The sequence below is a fragment of the Pseudomonas sp. TE12508 genome (assembly GCF_056279485.1).
Genome location: NZ_JBWCCN010000019.1, coordinates 17,461 through 28,783 on the forward strand (window position 1 = coordinate 17,461; position 11,323 = coordinate 28,783).

At 64.2% G+C, this 11,323-nt stretch carries 2 protein-coding genes; both read left to right on the forward strand.

What is annotated here, in order from left to right; all coding sequences use genetic code 11:
- The first annotated feature begins 74 nt into the window (after positions 1-74).
- Entirely contained in the window at positions 75-3,497 is a 3,423-nt protein-coding gene (locus ACZ9IM_RS24130; protein ID WP_476225116.1) for an amino acid adenylation domain-containing protein, read from the forward strand.
- Positions 3,494-11,323: an amino acid adenylation domain-containing protein gene (locus ACZ9IM_RS24135; RefSeq protein WP_476225117.1), complete on the forward strand. Its 7,830-nt coding sequence runs from the start codon at positions 3,494-3,496 to the stop codon at positions 11,321-11,323. The genes ACZ9IM_RS24130 and ACZ9IM_RS24135 overlap by 4 nt, the downstream gene beginning before the upstream one ends.

Sequence of the window (11,323 nt, forward strand, 5' to 3'; positions counted from 1 at the left end):
TCGCGCTAGCCATTCGTTCTTGTTGATACGACCGGGCCTCCTGGTCACGCCGCCGATCAGCAAGGACCCAATGCATGAATGCCGCAGACGCACAGAAACTCGCCCGCCGCTTTATCGAATTGCCGCAGGACAAGCGCCGCTTGTTTCTGGCCGGCATGGCCCGCGAAGGCATCGATTTTGCGCAGCTTCCCATGACCTGTTGTGTCGGGGTCGATGAGCGTGATGGCCTGTCCTATGCCCAGCAGCGGATGTGGTTCCTCTGGCAGCTGGATCCGCAGAGCGCGGCCTACAACCTGCCGATGGCGGTGCGCCTGAGCGGCGCGCTGCAAACCGAGGCGCTGGAGCGCGCGTTCAGCCTGTTGGTGGCGCGTCATGAGTGCCTGCGCACCACCTTCGGCCAGGAAGGCGAGCGTGCGTTCCAGCGGGTGGCCGACCCCCGTGACCTGACACTGGCGATCAACGACCTGAGTGCCTTGCCTGAAGAGCGGCGCTGGCCGCAGGCGCAGCAGCACATGATGGCTGAAGCCACTCAGGCGTTCGACTTGCAGCAGGGACCGTTGCTGAGCCTTCGCCTGTTGCGCCTGGCCGAACAGGAGCACGTGCTCCTGCTGACGTTGCATCACATCATTGCCGATGGCTGGTCGATGAACATTCTGATCGACGAGTTCATGCGCACATACGACGGGTTGGTGGCGGGGCGGCAACCGACCTTGCCGGCACTGACCGTGCACTACCGCGACTACGCCCTGTGGCAGCGCAGCTGGCTGGAAGCCGGGGAGCGAGAGCGCCAGCTCGATTACTGGCGTACGCAGTTGGGCGACACGCAGTTGGGTGGAGAGCCTCCGATCCTCGAGTTGCCCACCGACCGTGCCTATCCGGCCCAGTCCAGCCACCAGGGCGCGCGCCTGGAAAAAGTCATCGACGGAGCCCTGCGCCAGGCGCTGAAAACTCTCGCCCAGCGCCAGGGCGTGACGCTGTTTGTGGTGTTGCTGGCCGCCTTCAAGACCTTGCTGCATCGCTACAGCGGCCAGACCGACATCCGCGTCGGCGGCTTGATCGCCAACCGCACCCGCAGTGAAACCGAAGGCTTGATCGGCTTCTTCGTCAACACCCAGATACTGCGCAGCGAGGTCACCGCCAAGACTCGTTTCAGCGACCTGCTGCAGAGCCTGCGTCAGGCGGCGCTTGGCGCCCAGGCCCATCAGGAGCTGCCGTTCGATGCGTTGATCGAAGCCCTGCAGCCGGCCCGCAGTCAGAGTCACAATCCGTTGTTTCAGGTGATGTTCAACCACCAGCCGCTGGTGACCGATCTGCAGGACGTGCGCCTCGATTGCGGTTTGCAGGTCGGCTATCTGAGTGAGCAGCAACTGGCCGGCAGCGGGCGTCAGCATGCGGCCACCAGCGACCTGATGCTCGACACCCGAGAGGAGGGCGAGCAACTGTTCGCCGCGTTCACTTACGCCACCGACCTGTTCGACGCACCGACCATCGCCGCGCTGGCCGAGCATTGGCACAACGTGCTGGTGTCGGTCTGCCGTGATCCGCAACAACCGCTGGGCGAGGTGGCGATGCTCGGCACGGATGAGCGCGAGCGCTTGATTCAACCCGTCGCCATCCCGGCGCTGCTGCCCGGCATGCCGCAACTGTTCGAGGCCCAGGCGGCGCGCACTCCCGAGGCCAGCGCCGTGATCCTCGTTGGCGATCGGTCGCCCTCACTCAGCTATGCCGAACTGAATGTTCGCAGCAATCGTCTGGCCCATCAGTTGCGCGCCAAGGGCGTCGGCCCCGATGTGCTGGTCGGTGTGGCGTTGGGGCGATCGCTGGAACTGGCCGTGGCGTTGCTGGCCGTGCTCAAGGCCGGCGGCGCCTATGTGCCGCTGGACCCACACACCCCGGCCGAACGCTTGCGCCATGTGCTCGATGACAGCGGGCTGAAACTATTGCTGACTGAGAGCCCACTGCTGAGTAGCCTGCCGGCGCTCGATGGCATCGATTGCCTGTGCCTGGACCGACTGCCGGACGGCGACGCGGCGAGCCAGGACAACCTGCAAGTGGCGGTAGATCCGCACAACCTCGCGTACGTGATTTACACCTCAGGCTCCACCGGCCGGCCGAAGGGCGTGGCCGTCAGCCATGGCGCATTGAGTGAATTCATCGTGCGGGCGATCGACTACAGCGATTTGCGCGAAGGCGATCGCGTACTGCAATTCGCCACCAGCAGTTTTGACGGTTTCGTCGAGCAGTTCTTCCCGCCGCTGTGCCATGGCGCCTGTGTCGTCCTGCGCGATGCCGGACTGTGGGACAGTGCGACCTTGCACGAGGTGATCGTCGAACAGGGCATTACCCTGGCGGATTTGCCGGCCGCTTACTGGTACTCGGTGGTGCAGGATTACGCGGCCAATCCGCCTGCCCACTTCGGCGCCTTGCGCCAGATTCACGTGGGCGGCGAGGCGATGGCGGTGGACGGGCTGCGCCTGTGGCAACGCGCCGGGTTGGGCCATGTGCGTTTGCTCAACACTTATGGCCCGACCGAGGCGACGGTGGTTTCGACTATCCACGATTGCAGCGCATTGACCGCCGAAGCGGTGTCGTGGCGCGGCATTCCGATCGGTCACGGTCTGGAGCAACGCCGGCTGTACGTGCTCGACGACGATTTGAATCTGTTGCCGCAAGGGGCGGTGGGCGAGTTGTACATCGGCGGGCCGGGCCTGGCCCGTGGTTATCACCGACAACCAACGCTCAGCGCGCAACGGTTTATTGCCGATCCGTTCGCGGTCGGCGAGCGCCTGTACCGCACCGGCGACCGTGCCCGACTGCGCGACGATGGCGCGGTGGAGTACATCGGCCGCGTCGATCACCAAGTGAAGATTCGCGGGTTCCGCATTGAGTTGGGGGAAATCGAATCGCGGTTGCAGCAATGCCCGGGGATTCGTGAGGCGGTGGTGCTGGCCTTGCCCCTGACCGGTGGCGCGCAACTGGTGGCGTATCTGGTCGTCGATCAGGGCGTGCTCGGCAGTGCGGCGGAGCAGGCAATTCTGCGTCAGCAAATCCGGGCCTCACTGCAGAAGAACCTGCCGGACTACATGGTGCCCGGCCACTTGTTGCTGTTGCCGCGCCTGCCCCTGACCCCCAGCGGCAAACTCGACCGTAAGGCTTTGCCGATCCCCGATCCGAGCCAATTGCAGAGCAGCTATCGCGCCCCGCAAACCGACACCGAACAGGCTCTGGCACAGATCTGGATCGAGGTGCTGCAAGTGCCACGGGTCGGTGTCGATGACCACTTCTTCGAGTTGGGCGGGCATTCGTTGCTGGCCGCGCAAGTGATCGCGCGGATCAAAAGCCAGTTGGGCGTGGTGCTGCCGTTGCGCAGCCTGTTCGAGACACCGCTGCTGGGCGATCTGGCCCTGGAGCTGGCCGCGCTGGCTGGCGGTGCAAGCGATAACGACTGGTCCGACATGGATCAGTTCATGAGTTCTTTGGAGGGAGTAGAAGTATGAGCGGCAATATGGCGGAGCGTATCGCTAAAAGGTTCGTCGGTTTGCCGCTGGAGCAACGTCGACTGTTTCTCGCCAAACTGCGCGAGGAGGGCAAGGACTTCAGCCTGCTGCCGCTGCCGGTCAGTCGTCACGACTGCGCGGTGATCCCGCTCTCGTTTGCCCAGCAGCGTCTGCTGTTTCTCTGGCAGCTCGACCCGCAGAGCGCCGCGTACAACATGGCCGCCGGCCTGCGCTTGCACGGGCAGCTGAATGAGGCGGCGCTGGTGCGTTCGTTCGATCATCTGGTGGCGCGCCATGAAGTGCTGCGCACGGTGTTCCAGACCGACAACGACCAGCCGAGCCAGATCATCCTCGACCAGCAGAGCGTGCCGCTGCAACGCGTCGATCTGTCGAACGTTGCCGTGCAAGAACGTGAAGCCGAGCTGGCGCGGCGGGTTCAGGAAGCGGCTGCGCAACCGTTCGACTTGCTTCATGGACCGTTGCTACGGGCCAGCCTGTTCCGTCTGGCGGACGATGAATATGTGCTGATCGTGAGCATGCATCACATCGTCTCCGATGGCTGGTCGATGGACGTCATGGTCAAGGAATTCGTGCAGTGCTATCAGGCCTTCAGCCTGGAGCGCGAACCGCAGTTGCCGGCGTTGCCCTTGCAATACGCCGACTACGCGATCTGGCAGCGCCGCTGGCTGGAGGCCGGCGAGGGCGAGCGGCAACTCGATTACTGGCGCCAGCAGCTGGGTGAAGAGCATCCGCTGTTGGACGTGGCGGCGGATTTCCCCCGGCCGCTGACCCAGAGCTTTGAAGGCCAGACCCTGAGCTTTGATTTCGGTGCGGATCTGTCCCGGCAGTTGAACGGCTTTGCCCGGGCTCAGGGCATCAGCTTGTTCATGCTGGTGCTGGCCGGGTTTTCGTTGTTCCTGTCGCGTCTTGGCGGCGAGCGCGATATTCGCGTCGGCGTGCCCAATGCCAACCGCGGGCGCTCCGAGGTCGAAGGGCTGATCGGCTTCTTCGTCAACACTCAAGTGTTGCGTTGCCAGGTCGATGAGCGCGGCAGCTTCGACGATTTGCTGGCCCGGGTTCGGGAAGCATCGTTCGGTGCCCAGGCCCATCAGGAGCTGCCCTTCGAGCAACTGGTGGATGAGCTGGTGCCCGAACGAACCCTGGGGCATAACCCGTTGTTCCAGGCCAAGTTCAACCAGAACGTCGGCATGCAGACCCAGCGTTCGATGAGCCTGCCGGGCCTGAGCGTCACCGAGTATCCACTGGACAAACAAGGCACGCACTTCGATCTGGCGCTGGACATCACTGATGACGGCACGCTGATCCACGGGCAAATGACCTACGCCAGCGACCTGTACCAGCACTCGACCGTCGAGGGGTTTATCCCGGCGCTGCTCGGCCTGTTCCGCGAATTGCTGAGCGCCCCGCAGGCGCCGCTGCACAGTCTTGCAACCACGCCAGTACCAACGGCGCTGACGCCACGGCAGCCGGCGGAATCGGTGTTGCAGCAATGGGATCGTCAGGTTGCTGCACAGCCTGAGGCACTGGCCGCACGCTGCCTTGAACGGACATTGAATTTCCAGACCCTGGATCAGGACGCCAATCGCCTGGCCCACTACCTGCGAGCGCAAGGTGTGCAGAGCGGGCAGCCCGTGGCGGTGCTGATGGAGCGCTCCCTGGAATGGCTGACCTGTGTGTTAGGGGTGATCAAGGCCGGGGCGGTGTACATGCCGCTGGACGTCAAGGCGCCGGACGCGCGATTGCAGCAGATGCTCGCAGGCGCGCAGGCGAAAGTCCTGCTGTGTGCCGCAGGCGACGCGCGGGAAAGCACTCTGGCGGTCGCCGGTTGCCAAGGGCTGGCCTTCGCCCCCGAACGCTGGCAGGACCAGCCGACGACGAAACCTTCGCTGACCGTTTCGGCGGATGCAGCGGCCTATGTGATTCACACCTCCGGTTCCACCGGCCAACCCAAAGGCGTGCTGGTAAGCCACGGCGCCCTGGCCAGTTACGTGCGCGGTGCGCTGGAACGTCTGGCGCTGGAGCCTGCGGCAAGCATGGCGCTGGTCTCGACCATTGCCGCGGACCTGGGGTTTACCGTGTTGTTTGGTGCCCTGTGCTCCGGGCGCCTGTTGCATGTACTGCCGGAGGAACTGGGCTTCGACCCGGACCGGTTTGCCGATTACATGGCTGAGCACCAGGTGGGCGTGTTGAAGATCGTGCCGGGGCATCTGGCGGCGCTGATGCAGGCATCACGGGCCGCCGATGTGTTGCCGCAACACGCACTGATCGTCGGTGGCGAAGCCTGCTCGCCGGCATTGCTGGAACAGGTGCGGCGACTCAAGCCAGGCTGCCGGTTCATCAACCACTATGGCCCGAGTGAAACCACGGTCGGCGTGCTGACCCATGAGCTCAAGGATCTCGACTCGGGTGCTCGCGGCGTGCCGGTCGGCCGTCCGTTGTCGGGCGCGCATGTCTACGTGCTGGACGATGTGCTCAACGCGGTCGCCGATCAGGTGGCGGGCGAGTTGTACATCGGTGGCGACAGCGTGGCGCTGGGTTACCTCGGGCAGCCGGGGGTGACCGCCGAACGCTTCCTGCCGGATCCGTTTGGTGCTGTCGGCGCACGGGTGTACCGCAGCGGTGACCGGGTGCGCCGCAACCGTCAGGGCGCGCTGGAATTCATCGGTCGTGCCGACGATCAGGTCAAGGTGCGCGGCTATCGGGTGGAGCCGGCGGAAGTTGCTCGAGTATTGCTGGGCCTGAGCGGTGTAAGCGAGGCCGCGGTGTTGGCCTTGCCGCTGGACGGCGATGAAGCGCGCCTGCAACTGGTGGCGTACTGCGTGGCCGCGCCTGACCTGGCGTTGAATGTCGACGGCGTGCGCCAGCAGTTACAGGCCTGCCTGCCGGAGTACATGGTGCCGGCGCAGATCGTGGTGCTGGAGCGCCTGCCGCTGACCGCCAACGGCAAACTGGACAAGCGTGCCTTGCCGGCGCCGGGGCTGGTGACGCAGCAATTTGTTGCCCCGGTGGGCGAGATCGAACAGAAGCTTGCCGCCATCTGGGCCGATGTCCTGAAGCTTGAGCAAGTGGGCAGCACCGACAACTTCTTCGAGCTGGGCGGCGACTCGATTCTCAGCCTGCAAATCATCGCCCGGGCCAAACGCCAGGGCATCAAGCTGAGCCCCAAGCAACTGTTCGAGAAGCAAACCATCGCTCAGTTGGCGGCGGTGGCCAAACTGATCGAGAGCAAACCGGCGGCCAGCGTGGCGCAGAAAGTCAGCGGCGAGCTGCCGTTGTTGCCGATCCAGGCCCGCTTCTTCCAGACCGACATTCCCCAGCGTCATCACTGGAACCAGTCGGTGATGTTGCAACCGCAAATCCCCCTCGACGCGACCCATCTGAACAACGCATTGGCCGCCCTGATCGAGCAGCACGATGCGCTGAGCCTGAGTTTCCAGACGTCGGGCGAGACTTGGCAGGCGACATTCCAGGCGCAGCGCCACACGGACCTGTTGTGGGTGCGGGCACTGGACGACCTTGCCGATTTGTCCGCGTTGGCCTCCGAGGCCCAGCGCAGTCTCGATCTGCAACAAGGCCGGCTGGTGCGCGCGGTGGTGGTGAACTTGCCTGACGCTACACAACGTTTGTTGTTGGTGATCCATCACCTGGTGGTGGATGGCGTGTCCTGGCGGGTGCTGCTGGAGGATTTGCAGCAAGCCTATACCGCGTTGGCGGCTGGCAAGGCGATTGTCCTGCCGGGCAAAAGCAGTTCGCTCCAGGCCTGGGCGCAACACCTGCACCGTTACGGGCAAAGCGATGCCTTGAAGGCCGAGCGCGATTACTGGCAGCGCACGTTGGAGGGTGGCAACAGCGACTTGCCGAGGGATTTTCCCGAGACCGTCCAGACTCGTCGCCAGGCCGCTCGGGCCACTTCACGCCTGAACAAGACACTGACCCACGCGCTGCTCAAAGTGGCACCGGCCGCCTATCGCACCCAGATCAACGATCTGCTGCTGACGGCCCTGGCGCGGGTGTTGTGCGACTGGAGCGAACAGGATTCGGTGCTGATCCAGCTCGAAGGCCACGGCCGCGAAGACCTGTTCGACGACCTCGATTTGAGTCGCACCGTCGGCTGGTTCAGCAGCCTGTTTCCAGTGCGGCTGACCCCACAGGCAGAACCGGGCACTTCGGTGTGCGCGATCAAGGAACAACTGCGAGCGGTGCCGGGCAAAGGCATCGGCTACGGCGTGCTGCGCTACCTCGCAGGCTTCGAACCGCTGCGTGAGCTGGCGCCACCGCGCATCACCTTCAACTACCTGGGCCAGTTCGACGGTGCGTTCGATGCGGCTGACGGCGCGCTGTTGGTGCCGACTGCCGACAGCACCGGTGAGCATCAGGATGACGATGCGCCCTTGGGCAACTGTCTGAGCGTCGATGGCCAGGTCTACGGCGGTGAGCTGGAATTGAGCTGGACGTTCGGCCAAGGCATGTACCGCCCGCACACCATTCAGGCGCTGGCCGATGCTTATTGCCATGAGCTGGAGCGACTGATCGAACATTGTACTGGCGGTGAGCATGCCGGGGTCACGCCGTCGGACTTCAATCTGGTGCGCCTGACTCAGACGCAACTGTCGGCGCTGCCGGTACCGGCACGGGATATCAGCGATCTCTATCCGTTGTCGCCGATGCAGCAGGGCATCCTGTTCCACAGCCTCAACGAACCGGACGGCCCGGCCTACACCAACCAGTTGCGGGTCGATGTACGGCAGCTGGACACCGAGCGATTCCGTCAGGCCTGGCAGCAGACGCTGGAGGCCCATGAGATTCTGCGCACGGTATTCGTCTGGCCCGAGGACGCCGACGCGCCGGTGCAGATTGTAAGGCAGACGGTGCAGATGCCCATGACCGTGCAGGACTGGCGCGGTCGTGATGACCTTCACGCAGCGCTCGATCAGTTGGCCCGAGAGGATCTGGTCGCCGGTTTCGAACTGGACCAGGCGCCGCTGTTGCGCGTGTTGCTGGTGCGAACCGCTGAAGCGCAGCATCACTTGATCTACACCAGTCATCACATCCTGATGGACGGCTGGAGCACCTCGCAGCTGTTCGGCGAGGTGTTGCAACGCTATGCCGGCATGACCCCGGCGGCGACCCCGGGGCGCTATCGCGATTACATTGAGTGGCTGGGCCAGCGCGATACTCAGGCCAGTCGCGAGTTCTGGACGTCGGCGTTGGTTGACCTTCAGGAGCCGACCCGCCTGGCCAGCGCCATGCCGGTCAACCAGACATTGGTCAGCGGTTATGCCGATTACCAACATGTGTTCAGCGAACAACAAACCGGCGACCTGAACCGCTTCGCCCGCGAGCAGAAGGTCACCCTCAATACCCTGATGCAAGCCGCGTGGCTGGTGCTGTTGCAGCGCTATACCGGTCAGGACGCCGTGGCTTTCGGCGCGACTGTGGCCGGTCGGCCGACGGACTTGCCCGGCGTCGAACAGCAGATCGGCCTGTTCATCAATACCTTGCCGGTGGTGGCTTCGCCATCCGCCGAGATCCCGGTCGGGCAATGGATTCAGCAGGTGCAGAGCCTCAACCTGGCCCTGCGCGAACATGAGAGCACGCCGCTCTACGATATCCAGCGCTGGGCGGGGCAGGGCGCGGGCGCACTGTTTGACAGTATTCTGGTGTTCGAGAACTACCCGATGGCTGAAGCGCTGGCCCAAGGTTCTGCCACCGGGCTCGAGTTTTCCACCCTCTCGCGTCAGGAGCAGACCCACTATCCGCTGACGCTGGTGGCGGTTACCGGTCGTGAGTTGACCCTCGGCTTGAGCTTCGACCAGGCCTGTTTCGATCACGCCACCATCGCCGACCTGAGCACCCAACTCGAAGGCCTGATGATGCAATTCATGGCGGATGCTTCGCAGCCTCTGGGCGCGTTGCAACTGCTGGACGGCGCACCGCGTCAAGCGGCTGTCGACTGGGGCAAGGCCGCGATCACGGCGCTGGATTCGCGCAACGTGGTTGAGCGGATCGACGCGCAGGTACAACGCCAACCGCAAGCCGCAGCGGTGTTGTTTACCGAGCAGGCACTCGATTACCGCACCCTCGACGCCCGGGCCAATCGTCTGGCGCACAAGCTACAAGCGCTGGGTGTCGGGCCGGAAGTGCGGGTGGGCGTGTGCATGCGCCGCACCCCGGACATGCTGGTCGGGCTGCTGGCGATCCTCAAGGCCGGCGGTGCCTACGTGCCGCTGGACCCGGAATATCCGCAAGAGCGCTTGCTGCACATGCTCGAGGACAGTTGCGCAGCGGTGCTGCTGACCGAAGCCGCGTTGCAGGCGATGTTGCCCGAGGCGTTGCCGTCGCAAGTGCTATTGGTCGAAGAGGGCGCCGAATGGCTCGCCGGGTATCCGTCCACGGCACCGGTCAGCCGGATCGTGGCGCAGAACCTGGCCTACGTGATTTACACCTCTGGCTCCACCGGCAAACCCAAAGGCGTGGCGATCACCCACGCTAACCTCGCGGCGCTGATCCAGTGGTCGCAGGGTGTGTACCGCGATGAGCAGATGCGCGGCGTGCTGGCTTCGACTTCGATCTGTTTCGACCTGTCGGTGTGGGAGATTTTCGTCACCCTGGCCAGCGGCGGTTGCATGGTGCTGGCGGATAACGCCCTGGCGCTGTCCGAGTTGCCGGCCCGCGAGCGGGTGACGCTGATCAACACCGTGCCGTCGGCAATTGCCGCGCTGCAACGGGCCGGGCAGATTCCGGCGTCGGTCACCACCATCAATCTGGCCGGCGAGCCGCTCAAGCAGACGCTGGTCGATACGCTGTACGCCAGCACCTCGGTCAAGCAGGTTTATGACCTGTACGGGCCGTCGGAAGACACCACCTATTCGACCTTCACCCTGCGCACCGCCAACGGCCGGGCGAACATTGGGCGGCCGCTGGACAACACCGTGGCCTACCTGCTCGACAGCCAGTTGCAAGTGCTGCCGGCGGGGCTGGCGGCCGAGTTGTACCTGGCCGGTGCCGGCGTGACCCGAGGTTATCTGCTGCGTCCCGGCCTGACCGCGGAACGCTTCGTGCCGGACCCGTTCGCCGCTAATGGTGAGCGGCTGTATCGCACCGGCGATCTGGTGCGCCAGGGGCCAGGTGACACGATTGAGTACATCGGTCGTGCCGACCATCAGGTGAAGATTCGCGGCTTCCGCATCGAGCTGAGCGAGATCGAAGCCCGATTGCTGGAGCAGCCCGAGGTGCGCGAAACCGTGGTGCTGGCGCAGGAGGGCGCGGCGGGTAAACACCTGCATGCCTACGTCGTAGCGAGCCAGCCGGGCAGTTTATCGTTGGTGGAAAGCCTGCGGGCGGCCCTGGCCAATCGTTTGCCGGCGCACATGGTGCCGAGCCATCTGCACGTGATCGACGTGCTGCCGCTGACCCCCAATGGCAAGCTCGATCGCAAGGCCCTGATGGCGCTGGGCGGCAATCCGACGCTGCAGCGTTACGAAGCGCCGCGCACCGATCTGCAATGGGAAGTGGCGACCGTCTGGCAAGAGGTGCTGGAAGTCGAGCGCGTCGGTCTGACGGACAACTTCTTCCAGTTGGGCGGGCATTCGTTGCTGGCGACGCTGGTGGTGACCCGAATCAAGGAACGCCTGGGTGACAAGGTGCCGCTCAAGGAACTGTTCGAAGCCGACACCCTGCAAGCGTTCTGCACCCGCATCGAAGCGTTGCGCGTCGATTTATCACCGGTTCAGGACGAATTGGCTAAATCCCTGGAGGCCCTCAAACGTCTATCCCTCGATGATCTGGAAAAACTGATTTCTTGA